This is a genomic window from Anaerobacillus sp. CMMVII (genome assembly GCF_025377685.1).
Lineage (GTDB): Bacteria > Bacillota > Bacilli > Bacillales > Anaerobacillaceae > Anaerobacillus.
This window is the reverse complement of sequence record NZ_JACEHK010000009.1, coordinates 40,093-59,386: the sequence shown is the minus strand read 5'-3', so window position 1 is coordinate 59,386 and position 19,294 is coordinate 40,093. Positions and strand designations below refer to the sequence as shown.

Here is a 19,294-nt window from a genome sequence, read left to right as displayed (position 1 = left end):
TAATAATATTTCTTATAAATTCTATAAAAATAGATCGTAAAATATAAAGTATTATATCTAAATCATTGGTAGAACTAGTGATATCTAAATAAAAGCTATCACATTTACCTCTTGCACTAACGGTGAGCGAATGTTGAATTACTGAATCATCAATTACCAATTTTTAGTTTTGGGTATAGTAACACTTAAGATTAAAATTTGACTAATACTTAGGTGGTTTTGAACTTGATGACTATCGAAATTATAATCGCGATGTTAATAATTTTCTTCGGTATAGCTTGTATATGCTTAGGTTTTTATATGACCCAATATCGCTTTTTCCAAAAGGACACATTTGAGATATTTAGAGACATTACACCATTACCAACTATTGTTAATTATTGGTTGTTAAAACTATTATTTATTCTTGGTGGTGTTATTTTAACTGTGTTTACTGTTATGGGAGCGTTTCTTCAGTTTGCTAATCTATAAATTAACATTACTAGAAGGGATTAAAGTATTTCAACTATCGAAGAGCGTTAATTCGAGAAGGATTAACGCTCTTATTGTGGAATTCATTAACAAATAAACGATTGTGAGGTGTCTAAATGTTTGCCCATAGAATGCTTACTCATGATACAATTTTTGAATTATTACCCTACATCAATGCAGACCAGAATTTGCTTTTTTATAGTTATTTAACTCAACGCAAGGAGAAGGCTCAATATATTTGTCAATTTGTTAATAACCAACTTACTGCTGTATTAGCTTTTTTAATGAACTTTCCTTTCCTGCCTTTTCTTTCTTCCGTGTTGAAGAGCAAAACATCTTTTTTCCAGAACTAATTTCTTATACAAGAAAGCTATTAAACTTAATGAAAATGCTGTTTGTGGTACGATACTCTCTCAACGTGACCTTGAACTTTTCAAATCCTTCGGTCTCATTCAGGGTAATCCTCAACGTTTTTTAAATATGAAGCATCAGGATGAAACGAAACTCCTTGATTCAAATATTGTAGCAAAAGTTAGTGAAAGTGAATATTCAGAAGTGCTTAATTTTTTACATAGAGGTGGAATGAGGTTTTTTACTAAGAGTGAGTTAGAGAATTGTCCTTTTCTTGGAATTAAGGAAGGAAACGACTTTATAGCGGTTGGTGGCTACCATTTTTATGACTCTCAACTTGTAGAACTTGGGAACATTGTTACTAGATTAGATTGTAGAGGAAGAGGATTAGCTAAACATATAACAAGTGAATTGACACACCTTGGAAAAAAACTTTCACCAGATGTCTATCTAGGTGTATTGGCAGATAACTTGCCTGCCGTTCAGGTATATGAAGGGTTGGGTTATCAAGCGATGGAGGAACTTTCCATTGTCAATTTTACTTTGTCTAGTACACATATTTCTTGTGATGCTTCTTGAATTAACGAAGGCGTTAATTCAAGAAGGGATTAACGCTATTTTTGTGAAACTTATTAACAAATGAAGCAAATAGTGAAACAAGAGAGTAATTATGTGGGGGAAGAAAAATGAGGAGAAAAAATGAGGAGAATACAGACTTATTCGATAGAGGTTTCTTTGGAAAGCCAGGATGTATGATTATTCTTATTGTTGCTGTTATTGCTTTTTTTACGATTAAGAACCTATTTAAATTTTTTATTAACGAATGCTTTACTGGAACAGCAGCAGTAAAGCTTTTATTGCAGTATTGAAGCAGGATTGTTTAACAAGGTTATTAAATTTTTTATTAGTAATTCTTATGGAAGTCATTTGTATAGGGGAGGAGAATTATGAAAAAATCAATTAAATTTCTCATTTTCGGGATTTTAGGGGTACTTTCAATATTTATGGTTATAGGAATAGTTTCTTTCTATTCTGCATCCAAGACCGAGAACCAAATGCCAATTGAGATGGTAGCTTTCAATAGTTTAACTGATGAAGAAAGTGCTTTAATACCCGTAAGCCCAAAGGATTCAATTGTAAAACAAGTACCCGTTAATGATGATTTAAAAGCATCAATTGATATAAATTATGACAAAGATCAAGTTTATTCTGTTACTTTTAATAACACTGAGACAGATACTACTGGAAACCTTGTAGTTTATGTTGGTTTGGATAAAAAAACAGTTCTTGGGAAAGGGTTTACCATTAAGTAAAAAAGGGCTTCTTGCGTTAACGAAAGCAAGAGTTAAACAAGCGATCATTAATTTTAATCGTCTTTTTTATCTTAAATACCTTCTGAAAATTTCGGAATATTATGTTAAGTTTGTAGAGAGACCAATTGTACTAATAGTCTGATAGTGGGAAAAGAATTGACATAATTAGATTAAGACAAGGGTATTATTCAGTTTTAATGAAAGTTATTACTTTATAGGGCTTTACGGCTAAATTCTGCAATAATTGTACTTTAAACAATGGAGGTTCAGAATGCAAAAAATAACAAAAACGTTATTAATTTTTATAACAATGATTAGTTTAAGTGCTTGTTCTTCATCAATTCCTACCGAAGAAGACATCATTATAGGTCCATCAGGCATACACCCAGATCAAACTAAAAGCAAATGGTCTATCTATTTCGGTTTAACCATCTCTAAACATTCTGGTTTAGAAAATATAAATAACATAACTGGAATAGAAGTAGATACTAATCAAATGGAAAGTCCGTTTCAGGAAATAAAGATTAGTCAAATGACAGATACATTTGAATTTAATTCATTAAAAAAGCTAGATGAAATTAACTTACCCATTAACTTATCAAAAGACGACCATATTTTAATTGTTCTTATTTCAAATGTTGAACCGAGCAAATTAGATATTTACTCAATTCAAATAGAGTACGCTGATGGAAAGATACTTACCCTAGATGATGTTGGATTAATTATGGAGCGTTTAAAAAACTAGGTAATTTGTTTTTGTATTGGGTTTTTAATCATTAATATCTTAATCCATTTTGAAGTAAAGGGTTGCAATAGTTGAATAAGAACAACATATTCAAAACAGAAAGCTTGGGATAATAACCCAAGCTTTTTTTGTGTGCTAATTGTATTGTTAATTTACTTACTATTTATACTTCGAAAATGTATGTTATTTGAACTGAGAATTTAAGTTTTCTCCACGTTATCGGAACTATTTATACGTTTCTCTGCTAGCTATTTTTTTCTCGGTTAATTACTTTTTTTCCTTTATAGTAAACAGCTTTTATTTTTTCGATATCAGTAATCTCTAAGCCAGGAATTCCTTCTGTAACTAGAAAGTTTGCTTCTAGCCCTTTTGCTAAGCTCCCAAATTGTTTACCTTTGCCTAATACTTTGGCAGGATTAGCTGTAAGTAAAGCCAGAATTTTATTTTCATCTACGTGTCGCTCATTTAACAGTTTCATAGCGGGCGCAGCAATGGTCATTAACGATTCAGGACCTCTTAATTGCTGGTCTTTATATGGCAACCAAGGCACATCAGGATATGGTGGGAGATAAGCATCCGTCGCTATTGATACTGGAATTTGTTTTTCAGTTAGGTTTGCGATATTTTCCGGCGAGTTCGGTTCTAAGTGAGTTCCACCAAGAGGTGTTGCTACAATTTTGGTTCCTTGCTGTAAGGCGAGTTCGATTAATTCATTTGTAATTCCATGGGCATGGTGGAGGACATCTACTTTTGCATTTAGTGCCAAGCGAATACCTTCTTCACCAGCGACGTGAACACCGATTTCTTTATTTAACAAGTGAAAGGTCTCTACAATTTTTGTTAACTCTGCCTCGGAGTAAATGAGTTCGCCTGCCCGTGGAACATCTGCAGCTGTAAAATTAGCAGGCGTTGCGTTTATAAAAAGATTTTCTCCAGGATATTCGCTTTCTTTTGCTAATTGAAAAATAATCGTTTGATTGATTAGATCTCGTTTTTCAACTGGCTTAGATTTAGTCATTGATGTAAAATGAGCTAACTCTTTAAACCCGATTGTTATGCTAGTTGTTGCGAAAGACACATCAAGTGGCAAGTTTCGAACAGCCTCACGATATTCATCAATTGAAAAGTCGCAAAGAGGGTGACCACAAACCTGCTCGCCTAAGGCAGTAATTCCCGAAGAGAGGGCATGAAAAAGAATCGCTTTTCCTGCGAGAAAATGTGTTTCTTCCGTAACTGGATATAATGATGAGGGTGCAAATTCCAATAGATGAGTATGGCAGTCAACTAGAGAAGGAGTAATTACATGATCAGAACAATCGATAACCTTTAAATCGGGGAATTGTTCCTTGATGATCTCCCATTTGCCAACCTCTCTAATTTTCCCATAACGAACTACAATGGCACCATCCAAAATTGTGCCTTTTTTGCTAACGGTTACAATCTTCTTTCCTCGAATTACATAGGCATTCATCAGCTACACCACCAAAAATGGCGTTAAAAGATAGGCGAGAGCACAAGCGGTAATCAATCGTAACACTAGACCAATGATCGCAGCTTCTAATACTTCTTTCTCATTTAAACTTGACGATTCAGCCCATGTTACTGGTACTTGACCAAAGATAACTGATAATGGTAAACCTGAGTTTGCTAGGACAAAGGAACCAACGACTAATCTCGGATCAATGGTACCTGCTAATTCTGCTAGCTGAGCAACAGCGAGAGTAGGTGCTGCAAGAATTGAAACAATTCCAGTACTAGGCTCGACACTAATAAATGTCAACATTGATGCTAAGGTTGACTCAATAACGCCCCAAGCACCTATAAATTTTAATACCCCTATGAAGAAAAACACAACTGCAACCGCCGGAATAATAATTAAAAACAGTAATTCTGCACCCTCTTTAGCAGAAGAAAAAATTGTTTGGAGAAACTTCGTATTTGGTGTAAAACGTGGGAGATCTTCTAATGTCACCTTTTTTGTATCTCTATATATCGTTTTAGAGAGGATGAATGGAACAACTATGATTGGCACAAAGATGGATAAAATGACCAGCGGGAAGGCATTAATCCCAAATGCAGCAAGTGCAATTAATCCTAATACAAAGGTGGCAAATGACTGTGGTGATTGTATCATCGTTGCGACAGAAATCTTTTGCTCAGCCTTTGTAGCATTAGCTTTAACGAGGATCGGTCCGGCAATTTTACCTGCGGCATTGATATCACCTAAAATGTTATATGCACTTGGAATAATAACAGCTGGATTTATTTTAAATAATTTCATAATTGGAACAAATAACCGAATTAATCCATCGGTAAACCCTAAGCGCTCCAAAATTCTACCAACGATTATACTAACAATAATCGCTATTCCAACCTCACCGGTTAAGAACACATCAACGACTATGGGCTTTACTTCCTTAATAATCGTATCAAACAATTGTGAAAGCGAATTTGGAACAAACAGTAGCAGCAATAGAGAAGAGACGATTAACAATACACCGACCACTTCGTAAAAATTCCAGTTCGACCGAGCTTTGCCGCTGCTTGGTCCTTTCCTAAAATTCATAAAAATCCCTCCCACATTTTTTTATTAATCTATGTTTATCTAAAAAAATGTGTGTTTGTCTAGAAACATTTGTTTTCATTGGTTGAAGCTTTTACTAGCGGTAGAGTCCACTTAACAAATGCTGTACAATATCTTGTTTAGTCATATTACGGCATGTGTTTCTAATTTTGTCTCATAGAATAGTTCTACGAGCCGCGACTTTCTAAATAATGTAAAAAGGGGCACCTAGAAAGGACTCTACGAGACATTCCCCCTCGAAACTGTAAAATAGCACCTTCTAATTAAAAGCATTCATCCTTAAATACCTAACACTTAACACAAAAAAACTCATAGAAAATGTTCTATGAGTTTCGTTAAAGTTTCTGGCACTTAAAGTAATTAACTTACTTTTATTGACTCGGCCGATTTCCATAAAATCATTCGACTACCTTTTCTTAAGAAATAGAAGGCAACAACAAAACTAACGGCAGCACCGTAAAACAATGAAGGGTGGGTAAACAAATCCATTAATAGACCTAAGATACCAGGCGCAATAATGGCTGAGGCCATCGAGAAAAGATAGTATAAACCTGTGAAAAAGCCTATTTTACTTTTTCCGCCTAAGTCAGCAACTAAAGGGTAAGCTTGGACGTTGATAAAGGCCCAGGCAATTCCACCGATAAACAGGGTGATTTGAAGCAATAAAGTTTGGTTTAAGCTCGGAACGAACTCTTGTAAATAGGGAAGGAAGGGAATAGTAACAAAAATAATTGGTAAGAAAATCAAACCGAGCAACATCATCGGAGCTTTGCCTCGTTTACTCCCTAATAGCCCTGCTGGAATGGCGAACAGCACAAAGGCAAGGCTGAAAAATCCTAGAGTAAAGCCAGCTGCACTTTCTTCCATTCGTAAGTGTTCGACAGCATAAACAGTAAACAATGCTTCAATTCCTGTATATCCGATAAAGTAGATAAAAATAGCGATTAAGATGAAAAGGTGTCCCCTGAACTCAGGTTTTTTCAGCTGACTCAAGCCATGAAAAAAGGACTTAGCCGCTTGCGTTTCTTCTAGCTCATCCTCAGTATTGCCAGCATAAGGCGGATGGCGGTCGACAGTAAAATAGAGCATGATAAACGCAAGAAAAAGTAATAGACCTGCGACTAAAAACGGGTACGTGCGGTCAATCCCATATAGGGTAGAGAGACCGAATAAGGCAACAATTGCACCGACTCCACCCATAAAGTTAATAACTCCGTTTGCAGTAGAACGTTTCTCTGAAGGAGTGTGGTCTGGCATTAACGCAATGACTGGTGCTCGGTATATTGTCATTGCTAGCAAAAAGATAATGTCGACAACAAGTAGGATCCATAAAGTGGCAGCGGCACCATAAGGAATTAACATAAAAAACAGAGCCGCAACTGGCATGCCCACGACAAGAAACGGAAGTCTATTACCGATCTTCGTATTCATCCGATCAGACCAGGCGCCGATCACTGGAATGAGTAAAACAGCAAGCAAATTGTCCAACCCCATAATCGCGCCGCGAATCGCTCGACTCTCAATATACTCGCCAAGAATGAGTGGCATATAAGCATTGTAAAAGGTCCAAATAAGCATTAACGCAAAGAACCCACTACCAATAACAAAAATCTTTCCATAAGAAAAAGGTTTACCAACGTTCATTTCGCAACCCCCACATTACCGTTATAGAGTACCGCTATTGTGTATTAAATTGTGTACGTTCATCAAGCAATTTAGAATAACTGTTCACGAATTTGAACAGCTCTTTTGGGCCAATCAGTAATAATGGCTGAACACCCCCCCTTAAGTAAAGCGGTGATATGGTGATCTTCATTGACTGTAAACGGCCGAACAGGCATACCTGCTTTGGCGGCGCCAGCGAGAAGTTCAGGGACTGCTACAGGTAAGTAGCAATGCAATCCTTGAGCACCTATTTGTTTTGCATAGTTCCAAGGCTCATAAAGCCCTTCCATGAATAATACAGCTATTTCAATTTCAGCATTCATTTTCCGTATATCTACTAAACTATAGTGATTAAAGGAAGAAATAATGACGCGATCCGTTAAACCAAACTCTTCAACTAGTGCTAAGACAATTTTTTCAAGGCCTGAGTCGCGAATAACGGCATTCTTAAGCTCAATATTCAATAGAAGGTGGGTGGAAGATATCCATTGTAAGAGCTCCTTTAAGGTTGGGATTTTTGCATGACGAAAAGCTGGAGAAAACCAACTTCCGGCATCAAGCTTTTGTAGTTCTTCAAGGGTCAAATCCTTCACCCAGCCTTCACCATTTGTCGTTCGCTCAACGGTTTCATCGTGAATAATTACCGGAACAAGGTCTTTGGTAAGCTGTACATCAAGCTCAAGACCATCTGCTCCAGCTTGGAGTGCAGCCTCAAAAGCCTCCATCGTATTTTCCGGATGAGTCCCAGCGGAACCCCGATGAGCAAAAATTAATGTCTTGTGTTTCATTATCAGGTCACCTCGTTCTGTTGTAATAACTATAATAGTTCGATTTAGATAACATTTTCCCTTTATTTTCTACCAAACTTAATATAAATGTACACAGTTACAACAAACTGAGCGTAAATCACTTAGTTTGTTTTTTTTGTTTCTAAAAATCATTTGAGCATTTTAGTTGCCTATTGGTTGAATTACACATAATATATACAATACATACACAAATACAATACAAAACCTATACAAAAATAAGCAATTAAGAGGTGACGTGAATGAATGAAAAAAAGATTGCGATTATTGGTGCTGGTCCTGGTGGCTTAGCAGTGGCAATGTTATTAGCAGCTAACGGGTATATAGTAGAGGTTTTCGAGAAAAAATCTTATGTCGGTGGAAGAACGTCGAGCATCCAATTAGGTGATTTTATATTTGATATGGGGCCAACCTTCTTTAGTATGCCACATATCTTGGCTGAAATTTTCCAAGCTACAGGCCGTAAACTTAAAGATTATGTGGAACTTGTCGAGATTGAACCGATGTATGAATTACAATTTCCTGGCAAGCGATTTTCACCTTCACGGAACCAAGAAAAGACAAAAGCAGAAATTAAGGATAGCTTCCCCGGGAATGAAAATGGCTACGAAAATTTTATGAAGGATACTGAAAAGAAATTGGCTGCATTAATGCCACTTTTACAAAATCGTCATAGCTCATTATTTGATTATTTACGCTTAAGAACGATCCGTGCATTACCACAACTTTCACTAAATCGGTCATTATACGATGTCTTAAGTGAGTATTTTGATGACGAACAACTAAAGCTTGCTTTCACATTCCAGTCAAAATATTTAGGGATGTCACCATGGGAATGCCCTGGTGCCTTTAGTATCCTTTCCTTTATGGAGCATAAATATGGGATTTTCCATACCATGGGCGGATTAAATCAACTGACAAAAGCGATGGCAAAAGTAGTTTGTGAATTAGGTGGGACCATTCACTTAGGTTGTGGTGTAGCCAACCTTCTTAGCGACAAACGTAAAAATGTTACTGGGATTCAACTTGAAACGGGAGAACTACTCAGCTTTGATCAGGTTGTAATAAACGCTGATTTTGCACATGCGATGACAACGCTAGTAGAAGAAGACTCGTTAACGAAATTTTCTAAACAGAAACTAGAAAAAAAGGATTATTCTTGTTCGACATTTATGCTTTATTTGGGCGTGAACAAAACCTTTGATTTACCGCATCACTTAATTGTTTTTTCTGATGATTATCGGAAGAACGTCGAAGAAATTACTAAAACAAAGAAACTTTCACAAGATCCATCGATCTATATACACAACCCATCTGTTATTGATAAAACCTTAGCTCCCGAAGGAAAATCATCATTATACATTTTAGCTCCGGTTCCAAATAATTATAGCTTGATAGATTGGGAGAAACATAGGGATGAATTTCGTAAAGTCGTCTTAGACCAAATAGAAAAAAAGACTGGCTATAAGAATTTAGAAGACTATATTGAAGTAGAAAGAATGATCACCCCCCTGGATTGGGAGCAGGAAATTGATGTGTACCGTGGCGCTACCTTTAATTTAGCTCATCACCTTCGCCAAATGATGTACTTTCGTCCACATAATCAATTTCAAGAATTAAACCACTGTTGGCTTGTCGGTGGTGGAACCCATCCAGGTAGTGGTTTACCAACAATTTTTGAATCGGCGCGAATTACAGCTAGAAGTATTATGGAATTTGATCAGAAAAAGAGGAATGCTTGATGAAAACGGCGATTATTGGTTCAGGGATTGGTGGGTTAATTACCGCTTTATACTTAAGTAAGAGAGGTTATGAGGTCACGATATTCGAGAAGAATAGTGAAGCTGGCGGTCGACTTACTTTTGTCAAAAACGGAGCCTACAAAGTTGACCAGGGCCCAACGATTATTTTATTACCAGACATGTTAAAAGAAATTTTAAAGGAAGTCGGAATTGATCTAAGTAGTTTAGATTTAGTGCGCTGTGATCCATTATACCGACTTCACTATAAGACTGGGCGATCTTTTTCAAAATGGAGCGATATTAGGAAACAGCTTGCAGAAATTGAGGCAAAGTTTCCTGGTGAAGAGGAAAACTTTCGTCAGTATCTAGATGACATGGAATATCGATTTACAGAAGGGAAAAAGGCCTTTCTTGATCGCGATTTTGTGAGAAAAAGAGATTTTTGGAATGTACCAAACATCCAAACTCTTTGGAAGCTTAAAGCCTACCAATCCGTCCAAAAACAAGCGAAACAATACTTTACACATCCAAAGATGCAGGACGCATTTTCATTTCAAACCTTATATATAGGCGGGGCACCTTTCGGATCACCTGCTCTTTACTCATTGGTCCCGTTTAGTGAACATTTTCATGGCGTCTGGTATCTAAAAGGGGGATACGCTCACTTAATATCGCTATTGGTTAGGGAACTAAAGACAAGGGGCGTTAAGATCAACTTTAACAGCAAAGTCAGTGACATTCTTCTTCAAAATAAACGCTGTGTTGGTGTCATTAGCAACGGTGAGCGTTTTGAATTCGAACGAATTATCTACAATGGTGACTTTCCACAAATCAAGGAGTTGCTTCCAAAATTAAAGCAAAAGAAACCGTTTGTTCCATCATCAGGTTGTCTATTACTCTACTTTGGATTATCAAAAATATATCAAAATGACGTCATACATCAATTTTTTATGAGTGATGATTTAGAACGGCATATGAAAGAGGTTTTTGTAGATAAGAAGTTACCAAGTGACCCTGCAATTTATACGTTTCACCCTTCAGTTATAGATGAAAGTTTAGCACCAAAAGGACATGGAGTTTTGTATGCCTTAGTACCAGTCCCAGCCAATCCAGACATACAGTGGGATCAAATCGATGATTATGTTGAAAAAATCATTTCTGAAATCGAAAACCGTGGCTTTCCAAATTTACGAGAGCATATTGTTTGGAAACAAATTCGAACGCCAAAGGATTCGTTAGCAGATGGCTTATACCAAGGTGGAAGCTTTGGAATTGCACCAACATTAACTCAATCTGGTGTTTTCCGTCCACAAATAAAACCTTTTGACTATGAAAACTTCTATGTAGTTGGTGCTAGTATTCATCCTGGTGGTGGTGTTCCGATTGTGATGCAAGGGGCAAAACTTTTAGTCAATTATCTCCTTACGGAAGAAAGGAATGAATCTAATGAGTAGATTAAGTGAAGCCTACCAATACTGTTATGAAACCATGAAGGCTAACTCTAAGACCTTTGTTAAAGCATTTTCTATTTTACCAGAGCAAGAGAAAAGGCCGTTTGGGCCATCTATACATTCTGTCGACAAATTGACGATATCGTTGATGAGCTCCACTCGTTAGAAGAACTAGAACAATTTAAACTTAAATTTGATCGCTTTTTACAAGGTGAATTTCATGATAACAACAAACTTTGGTTAGCTCTCCATGATGTTTTTGAAAAGTTTCCGATCGATCCTGAACCATTCTACTTAATGATTGAAGGACAAAGGCTAGATTTTGAGAAAACAAGATACAGTTCCTTATCTGAAGTAGAATATTATTCTTATCGTGTGGCTAGTTCCGTGGGCTTAATGCTTTTGCCAATTCTCGCACCTGTACCAACTGCTCGGATGAAAGAAGGTGCCAAAAAATTAGGAATTGCTATGCAAATAACGAACATTTTGCGGGATGTAGGTGAGGATTTAAAAAGAGACAGAGTCTATTTACCAGAAGAATACCTAAGGAAACATAAGCTTACCTTAGAAGACCTGAAAGCACAAACGATTGATCACCGATTCCAAGCACTTGTAGAAGACTTAGCCACGTATGCTGAAGCACTGTACGAAGAAGCACTAGAATCTACCAATGACTATCCACTGTATTCAAGAATTCCCGTACAAGCGGCAAACTACAGTTATCGTGCAATTTTAAACGAAATTCGAAACAATCATTACAATGTTTTTACAAAGCGAGCGGTTGTCTCAGAATTTGAAAGAGCAAAAATTAATATCGTTTTACAGCAATCGCTAAAGGCATTTGCATAATTGGCCGCAGGAGATTTCAAAATGAAATTTCCTGTGTTTTTTTCTGGAAAAATTCTAAGACTTAATATAAAAATAATTTTTAAAGCATCTGGATAGGCTAATGTGATCAAGTATTAAATGGTAGGAATGAGAATTTTTGTGTAAAGGAATGAGACTATGAAAAAGGCAGCTATTGTCTTGATACTATTGTTTAGTGTTGTAGGTGGATACACCTTATATGGTTTATTTAAACCGATACCTGAAGTTTATCCTTTCAGGGAGAGCATCACACAGTTCCAGATGTTGAATTTTTATATGATCTGACTTACGAGAAGGATGGAAAGGTTGTTTCTGAACAGCAGATCTTTGATCGCCTTTTAGAAATGATCGATCTTGCTGAGGAATTTATTGTTTTCGATATGTTCTTGTTTAATGCCGAGCATCAGGGAGAACAGAATTATCCTAAGATTACTAGAAAACTTACAGAGTCATTAATAAATAAGAAAGAACAGAACCCAGAGATTGAGATTACATTTATTACAGATCAGATCAATACAGTTTATGGATCGTATGAACCAGAGCATCTCCAAACCTTGAGAGCCGCAGGAGTCGACGTCGTCTTAACTAATTTATCAACTTATAGCCAGAATTCTCCTTCCTCAAGCGCGTTAGTGGTAGGTGGGAGATGAATGGCTCTTTTTTTATTTATTTTGGAAAAGAAAAAGCAAAAACAAAGACAACTAGACATAGTTTTGATAAAATCACCTAGAACATACGTTTGGTGGTGACTTGATATGGCTAAAAAGAACAAAGCATTCAAATTTCGCTTATATCCAACAGAAGACCAATTGACGTTGTTGAGAAAAACGTTCGGTTGTGTGAGTTTTACATACAACAAAATGCTGAATGATAGAATCGAAACCTACGAACAGTTCAAAGAGAATAAGGATGAATTATTGAAGCATAAACATCCTACGCCAGCTAAATACAAAAAGGAATATCCATTTTTGAAAGAAGTGGATAGCCTTTCTTTGGCAAACGCTCAAATGAACTTAGACAAAGCCTATAAATCTTTCTTCAAAAAAAATGCAAAGTTTCCAAAATTCAAAAGCAAAAAACATAAACAAACGTATACAACTAATGTTGTGAACGGGAATATTGAAATTTTGAATGGTCATATCAAGTTACCTAAAATGAAATGGGTCAAACTTAAACAACACAGAGAAATACCAGTAACACACCAATTAAAATCTGTAACAATTGCGATGACTAGTTCTGGAAAGGTCTATGCATCAGTTCTGACTGAATTTGAAAAACTGTCGAAAAAGTCGAACCGAAAAACGTTGTTGGTTTGGATTTTTCAATGACTGATTTGTACGTGACAAGTGATGGTGAGAGAGCCAATTACCCTCCCTTCTATCGTCAATCTCTTGAAAAATTAGCCAAAGAACAGCGTGTTTTGTCACGACGTAAAAAGGGCTCCAATCGTTGGTATAAACAAAAGAAGAAAGTAGCGAAACTACAAGAAAAAACCGCCAATCAACGTCGTGATTTTCTTCATAAAAAGAGTTATGCTTTAGCTAATAATTACGATGCCGTTGTTGTTGAAGACCTTGATATGAAGGGCATGTCAAAGGCTCTAAAATTTGGGAAAAGCGTGTCAGATAACGGTTGGGGTATGTTCACTACATTCTTAAAGTACAAATTTGAGGACCGAGGGAAGGCATTTATCAAGATTGATAAATGGTTCCCATCTACAAAGACGTGTTCAAGATGTGGCAAAGTCAAAGAACAGCTATCACTTTCAGAAAGAATATATAAGTGTTCTTGTGGTCATGAATCTGACCGTGACGAAAATGCTGCAAATAATATTGAAAACGAAGGAAAAAGACTACTTTCAGAAACGAAAATAGCCTAGTTGATTATAATTTCGAACCGCTGGTTCAGCGGGGATAGCTCGGTCAATTTGGGTGGCTAGTAAAAGCACCTATTATTCGAGAAGCTCCTACTTCAAAATTCGTTAGAATTTAAGTGGCGGGTAGTTCACCTCCTCTTAGAGATGCCAATCCATTATACTCCGGTTTTTGGCGAGCTTTTCTTAAAAATTTCGGTCAGGCCATCCACAATAAAGAAACGCATGCGATTTCACACAGGAATCACATGCGTTTCTTTATTGTTGTATTAAGGTTTATTCTCGAATAGCCTTAAAATCACAATGTAATCCCCCCCTATCCACATGGATGGAAATATTTATTTCCATCCATGTGATTTATGTGCGATTTAGCAAGTGAATTTGCATGTAAATAAGAGGTGTTTGGATATTTATGTTAAAATAAAAATAGAAGAAATATTGAATTTGTGAAAGAATGTAATTAAAGTAACGAAGCAGGTTTATTGAAGAGAAGGTTTAATTTTAGGTTTGATTATATAGGGGGTAATATTATCAGAATTATTAAGTCTTTTAAATTTTGGCTAACAATAATAGTTTTAGGTGTATGTTTATTTAATTGGTTAGGTTATGACGATAAAAATATTTTACTATATTTAATAAGTATTACAAATCCACTTTTTCATTTATTACAGGCATTATTTGAACAAATAAAATTTTACGCGGTTCATGATTTATATTTTGCAGTTTATTTTATTAACATATCCTACTGGTTTTTAGTTGGAACGATTATTGATTTTATAAAAAAGAGAGTAAGATAAAACTTCTTAGATTTGTACTTATTTAATTAACGAAAGCTTTACTGTAACAGCAACAGTAAAGCTTTTCTTGAAGTTTGTTCAATAAAAAAAGTATTTAGTGTTATTGGTATACAGAGGGGATGAGACAATGGATAAAAGGTTATTCAAAATTAGAAAGGCAGTTATTGCCGATGCTTAAGGGATAGGTAAAGTGCATGTCAACAGTTGGAAGACAACATATGCAAATATTGTTCCTGATGAATACCTAATAAATTTAACATATGAAAGACGGGAACAGATATGGGTAAATAACATTCCAAATGGCAGTGTATATGTGGCAGAAAACAGTGAAGGAGAGATAGTTGGTTTTTCTTCTGGAGGTAAAGAAAGAAGTGGTAAATATAATGGCTATAATGGGGAGTTATATGCTATTTATGTTTTAAAAGAGTATCAAGGGCAAGGTTATGGAAAAGCGCTTGTTAAACCAATCATAGATGAAATTAGTGGAATGGGATTAAACTCAATGCTTGTTCTTGTTTTAGAAGATAATACATCTCGTCTTTTTTACGAAGCGCTTGGTGGAAAAAATTTAGATGCTGTTGAAGTGTTGCAGGAAAAAAACTTTCTGAACTTGTTTATGGTTGGGAAAATATAAGGAGTATTTTTAACTTTTTCTTCTTCAACTATCAGGGCGTTAATTCAAGAAGGAATTAACGCTATTTTTGTGGAATTTATTTACAAACGAACAGGTTAATACATCAGTAGCATTAGCGCTTTTGTTTCAGTATGAAAAACGTTTCTTTTTCTTAGAAACAGAAAACTTCTTAGAAAGGTTATGAGAGATGAGAATCAAACATTTAATACTGTTTTTGTTAATAGTCTTTTTTATAATGAGTATTTTCTTTTTTCATCCCTTAATTAATAATAAATTGTTCTTTAACAAAGCGATGTATAGTGGACTAATAGAAAAAATTGAAAAAGAAGCAATTTCAGCGAATATTAAAATTGTTCGTCTAGAGAATATCGATGATGAAAACGGGCGATCTATATCAATTTCACCTGGCGCTAGTGGAGTGATTATCGGAAAAGAAGGTAATCGTTACTTTGCACTGACTGCCAACCATGTGATTTCAGAAATAGATAATATAGATGATACTCAGTTTGTTGTTATGGGGTATGATGATCTAGACTATGTAGACTACCTAAGTAAAGGCGGGCAGTTTCAGGGAGGAGCTAAATATTATCAACAATTTCCTGTTGTCTTAATCGAGCATGTAAATGATGAATATGATTTAGCTATAATTAGTTTTATAACTGATGATCACTATAATGTACTGCCAGTTGCAGATGAAAACCCTAAGTATGGGGACATTGTTGCATCTATGAGTAATCCATATGGTAAAAGAAATGTTGTTACAATTGGAAAAATAAGCAGTAAGAAACTTAGGACTTTTGGTGACGAAATAGGAAAAAGACAACATCCAATGTTGGAGCATACAGCTCTAGTATCAGAAGGAAGTAGCGGCAGCGCTTTGATTAATGAAAACTTGGAGATAGTGGGTATACATATAGGTGGGAATTATAATCTTTTTCGACATTTTATATCTGGAATGGCGATGCCAAATGAACAAATCCGTACTTTTTTAGAGGAATGGAAGAAATAAATTTAAGTATAGCATAATGGTTTTGAACGAGTGCTATAGCCCAACAATAAAAACCTTGATTAATCAAGGTTTTGTGAAGTAGTGTACTTAAACTATCTGGGAGCATTTAGTGCAAGACGCTGTTGCTTCCGTCGTGGTGCTAACGAAGCAGGATTGCTAAAGAAACACTTATTGAATGAGGTGAGAAATAATGGGAAGGTTTTTATCTATTTTTGGCACACTTGTATTTTTATTTGCCTTTATATTTTTTGTAATGGGCTTTTTTAGTGATTCAGATAGTGTATCTATGATTATCTCAATATTCGCAATGCTAAATGCAAGTATAGCTATGGGTGTTTCTGAAATTTTAGCTAGGACTAAAAACTTGAAGTGACATTTTTAAAGATTTTTATTGAAGTAACGCTTCCTTATCTCCAGTATCAACAATAAAACGTTGATATAATGCACCTTTTATCTTTGTGTACATGGATGCCAAGATAAGTGGTTAAGGACTTGAAGTGGAGCCTCTGCGGGCATGATTGTACTTGAAAGTCTGAAGCCGTTGTTTCAAAAGGCATCCAAGCCTATCATACCCACCCCTCCACGTAAAGTCCTGTCGTTGAATACGTTGAAAACTATAAATATTAACTGTAGATAATGCTTCTACAAAGATAGTAAACGGGCATTTTCTCTCTCTTTGCTAACGTTGAATACGGTGGAAAAACATACTGTAGATAAGAAAGATTTACTGGAACAGCAGCAGTGACGCTTTTGTTTAAGTGTTGGAGCAGGATTGTTGAGAAGGATAACATATGGAAAAAGACTGGAATTAAGATAGGTATTCCTAACTTAAGCAAGAACAGAATACTTGAACAAGATTTTAAATCTGAAACACTATATTGTATACTTCCGTAAATAATATTAGAAAAATTAGAATTTTGTTTTGACGGGTATTGAAACTACAAAAAGGAGATGAGATTAATGAGAAAAAAGTTAGTCGGGAATGGCATTAGTTCTTTTGGATTGGGTGTAATAGTAAGTTCAATTGTTTATCCTCTCGGTTTTATGAACTCTCAATCGTTTTTTATGGAATGCTGGTAATCGGAGCGGTTTTACTTCTAACTGGAAAACTTATTGGTAAAACGCAGAAAGAAACTGAGATTATTAGTACCAAAATGCAATAGCGTTACCATTTTTGAAGTAACGAACGCAATAAATGAACAGGGTTATCGCTTGTGGTGCTAACGATTAGGTGAAGTTAAACAAACACTGCTTGATTTAGTAAATAAAATGCAATAAAGGTTATTCAAGTAACGAATACGAGTGCGCCTGAGCCTAGGTCGTATCAAATAAGGGGGAGAAGGATTGCCGAAGGAAAATATTATATTTTTTACCAAAGAGGAAATGGAACAATTTAAATTGAGTTTAAAAAACCCTTTTAAACTTGGAGAATTTATTTTATTAATTATTGGTGCATCTCTTCTTCTTATTGGAATAATTATGTCTATTCAAACTGTACTGGTTGTAGGGTTGATAATTATCCTAATAGGTTATGTGTTATTACCTTCATTAGAAGATTGGAAAGATAAAAGAATCGGTAACCAAAGAATGTTTTTTATTCTGCTAATTTGGTTAACTGGTGTATTTTTCATTTTGATCATTCAATATATGTAAATTAATTTCACTTGAAGTAAAAGGTCAAATTCTTTACTCAACTAACGGAAACTTATCTTGAATAAAAAAATTTGAGGTGTATTAAAGAAATTTGATAAAATAGAAATAGAAATCACTACTTCACAAAGGGGGAGTATAAATGTTATGGGAGGATGTTCGAAAAGCATATCCAGATAAATGGGTTGTATTTGAAGCAATTGAAGCTCACTCAGATAATAATTATCGTATAGTAGATGAGATTGCGGTAATAGATTGCTTTGACGACTCAATGGACGCATTCCGTCGTCATAATGAATTACACAAGCAAAAGTCTAACCGTGAACTTTACTTCTTTCATACATCTAGGGAAGATCTTGAAATACGTGAGAAGAAATGGACTGGACTTAGAAAAATATGATTAAGATAAGGGAATTGTCAGATTTACCATTTATAGAAGCTACAGTTACTTTTCGAGGGCAAAGCTTAAAATCAGAAAATGTTTTAATTAATACTGGATCTGCTGGAACAATTTTTAATGTTAACAAACTCGAAGAAATAGGGATAAAACCAGAAGCAAATGATGTAACTCAAACGATTCAAGGAGTCGGTGGCCTTGAGTTTGTTTATACTAAAAACATAGATGAAATCTCTATTAACGATGAAATAGCAATTCAAAACTTCCATGTTGAATTAGGGGCAATGGATTATGGTCTTGAGATTGATGGTATTATCGGCTTTGACTTCATGAAAGAAGTAGGTCTTATTATTGATTTGAAACAGTTTAATATATCCATAAAGTAGTCCTCTTTTAAAGGGGGCATTTTTATTTTAGCATTATTAAACATAAGAGTTAAAATAGAAAATTGTGGCTATGTGAAATGGTACACTTAAAGTAACGAGTGCAATAGTTGTGCGAAATGTTTCTACCACAAATTGAGAATGGTCACATTACTCAGGTAAAAGGTAGACAATTCCCTTCGGGGAGTTGAAGGGTTATATCGAAGAGTCAAATGATTGAGTAACGTCTTGAAGGGCTCTCTCTTAGTCGAATAGCACTATAATTAGTAAGATTGATAGTGTTATAAGCTCGGCAAAAAGGCGTGAGAATTTACCGTAACAGATAAAGCTGACGAAAGCCTACCCGAGGGGGTGGTGTAAATCATGATGCTTGAGTTGAATGAATAGGGTGAGAATGCAAAAAGCCTATAATAAAGGGCTACGCTGACGAACTTCTGAATGTACGGGTCTAAACGCTTACTACATAGAAATGTGTACATCACCAAATTGTGAAGTTAGCAGTGGATGAGTAAGACTCGCTATTATGAAAGTCCATGATATGTTACAGGCATATGAA

Annotated in this window: 19 protein-coding genes and 1 pseudogene; 16 read left to right on the top strand and 4 right to left on the bottom strand. The window is 35.5% G+C overall.

Going from position 1 to position 19,294, the window contains the following annotated elements; all coding sequences use genetic code 11:
* The first annotated feature begins 225 nt into the window (after positions 1-225).
* From H1D32_RS12760 to H1D32_RS12740, 5 genes are all read left to right on the top strand, one after another.
* Entirely contained in the window at positions 226-471 is a 246-nt protein-coding gene (locus H1D32_RS12760) for a hypothetical protein (RefSeq protein ID WP_261178680.1), read from the top strand.
* Between the two features lie 582 nt (positions 472-1,053).
* Positions 1,054-1,401, top strand: coding sequence for a GNAT family N-acetyltransferase (locus H1D32_RS12755; RefSeq protein ID WP_261178679.1), 348 nt, complete (start codon positions 1,054-1,056; stop codon positions 1,399-1,401).
* A gap of 107 nt (positions 1,402-1,508) precedes the next feature.
* Entirely contained in the window at positions 1,509-1,691 is a 183-nt protein-coding gene (locus tag H1D32_RS12750; protein ID WP_261178678.1) for a hypothetical protein, read from the top strand.
* 78 nt (positions 1,692-1,769) lie between these two features.
* On the top strand, positions 1,770-2,135 hold the full coding sequence (locus H1D32_RS12745; RefSeq protein ID WP_261178677.1) for a hypothetical protein: 366 nt from the start codon (positions 1,770-1,772) through the stop codon (positions 2,133-2,135).
* A gap of 271 nt (positions 2,136-2,406) precedes the next feature.
* A complete protein-coding gene (locus H1D32_RS12740) occupies positions 2,407-2,880 on the top strand; it encodes a hypothetical protein (RefSeq protein ID WP_261178676.1) in 474 nt (157 codons plus the stop codon).
* A 244-nt stretch (positions 2,881-3,124) separates the two neighbouring features.
* Here the strand turns inward: H1D32_RS12740 and H1D32_RS12735 are convergent, their stop codons facing one another.
* The 4 genes from H1D32_RS12735 to H1D32_RS12720 all read right to left on the bottom strand — a co-directional run bounded on the left by H1D32_RS12735 (position 3,125) and on the right by H1D32_RS12720 (position 7,917).
* Positions 3,125-4,351, bottom strand: a complete 1,227-nt coding sequence (locus tag H1D32_RS12735) for an amidohydrolase family protein (RefSeq protein WP_261178675.1) — start codon at positions 4,349-4,351, stop codon at positions 3,125-3,127.
* Between the two features lie 3 nt (positions 4,352-4,354).
* Positions 4,355-5,446, bottom strand: a complete 1,092-nt coding sequence (locus H1D32_RS12730; protein ID WP_261178674.1) for a hypothetical protein — start codon at positions 5,444-5,446, stop codon at positions 4,355-4,357.
* 378 nt (positions 5,447-5,824) lie between these two features.
* Positions 5,825-7,108 carry an MFS transporter gene (locus H1D32_RS12725; RefSeq protein ID WP_261178673.1) on the bottom strand — a complete coding sequence of 428 codons (1,284 nt, stop codon included), beginning with the start codon at positions 7,106-7,108 and terminating at the stop codon, positions 5,825-5,827.
* A 71-nt stretch (positions 7,109-7,179) separates the two neighbouring features.
* Complete coding sequence (locus H1D32_RS12720) at positions 7,180-7,917, bottom strand: glycerophosphodiester phosphodiesterase (protein ID WP_261178672.1); 738 nt, start codon at positions 7,915-7,917, stop codon at positions 7,180-7,182.
* A gap of 260 nt (positions 7,918-8,177) precedes the next feature.
* On the opposite strand from H1D32_RS12720, the gene H1D32_RS12715 reads away from it, so the two are divergent.
* The 11 genes and pseudogenes from H1D32_RS12715 to H1D32_RS12665 all read left to right on the top strand — a co-directional run bounded on the left by H1D32_RS12715 (position 8,178) and on the right by H1D32_RS12665 (position 18,741).
* Positions 8,178-9,677 (top strand): phytoene desaturase family protein, encoded by a 1,500-nt coding sequence (locus H1D32_RS12715; RefSeq protein ID WP_261178671.1) that lies wholly within the window; start codon positions 8,178-8,180, stop codon positions 9,675-9,677.
* Positions 9,677-11,131: a phytoene desaturase family protein gene (locus H1D32_RS12710; protein ID WP_261178670.1), complete on the top strand. Its 1,455-nt coding sequence runs from the start codon at positions 9,677-9,679 to the stop codon at positions 11,129-11,131. The genes H1D32_RS12715 and H1D32_RS12710 overlap by 1 nt, the downstream gene beginning before the upstream one ends.
* A gap of 66 nt (positions 11,132-11,197) precedes the next feature.
* Entirely contained in the window at positions 11,198-11,977 is a 780-nt protein-coding gene (locus H1D32_RS12705) for a phytoene/squalene synthase family protein (protein ID WP_314733411.1), read from the top strand.
* A 362-nt stretch (positions 11,978-12,339) separates the two neighbouring features.
* On the top strand, positions 12,340-12,645 hold the full coding sequence (locus H1D32_RS12700; RefSeq protein ID WP_261178669.1) for a phospholipase D-like domain-containing protein: 306 nt from the start codon (positions 12,340-12,342) through the stop codon (positions 12,643-12,645).
* A gap of 105 nt (positions 12,646-12,750) precedes the next feature.
* Positions 12,751-13,874: pseudogene (locus tag H1D32_RS12695) on the top strand (RNA-guided endonuclease InsQ/TnpB family protein).
* Between the two features lie 1,104 nt (positions 13,875-14,978).
* Positions 14,979-15,299 (top strand): GNAT family N-acetyltransferase, encoded by a 321-nt coding sequence (locus H1D32_RS25425; RefSeq protein WP_396126184.1) that lies wholly within the window; start codon positions 14,979-14,981, stop codon positions 15,297-15,299.
* A gap of 187 nt (positions 15,300-15,486) precedes the next feature.
* Positions 15,487-16,308, top strand: a complete 822-nt coding sequence (locus tag H1D32_RS12685) for a S1 family peptidase (protein WP_261178668.1) — start codon at positions 15,487-15,489, stop codon at positions 16,306-16,308.
* A 190-nt stretch (positions 16,309-16,498) separates the two neighbouring features.
* A complete protein-coding gene (locus H1D32_RS12680) occupies positions 16,499-16,681 on the top strand; it encodes a hypothetical protein (protein ID WP_261178667.1) in 183 nt (60 codons plus the stop codon).
* 971 nt (positions 16,682-17,652) lie between these two features.
* Positions 17,653-17,961, top strand: a complete 309-nt coding sequence (locus H1D32_RS12675; protein ID WP_261178666.1) for a hypothetical protein — start codon at positions 17,653-17,655, stop codon at positions 17,959-17,961.
* Between the two features lie 139 nt (positions 17,962-18,100).
* On the top strand, positions 18,101-18,358 hold the full coding sequence (locus H1D32_RS12670; RefSeq protein WP_261178665.1) for a hypothetical protein: 258 nt from the start codon (positions 18,101-18,103) through the stop codon (positions 18,356-18,358).
* Positions 18,355-18,741 carry a retropepsin-like aspartic protease gene (locus tag H1D32_RS12665; protein WP_261178664.1) on the top strand — a complete coding sequence of 129 codons (387 nt, stop codon included), beginning with the start codon at positions 18,355-18,357 and terminating at the stop codon, positions 18,739-18,741. Before H1D32_RS12670 ends, H1D32_RS12665 begins: the two co-directional genes overlap by 4 nt.
* Positions 18,742-19,294 lie beyond the last annotated feature (553 nt).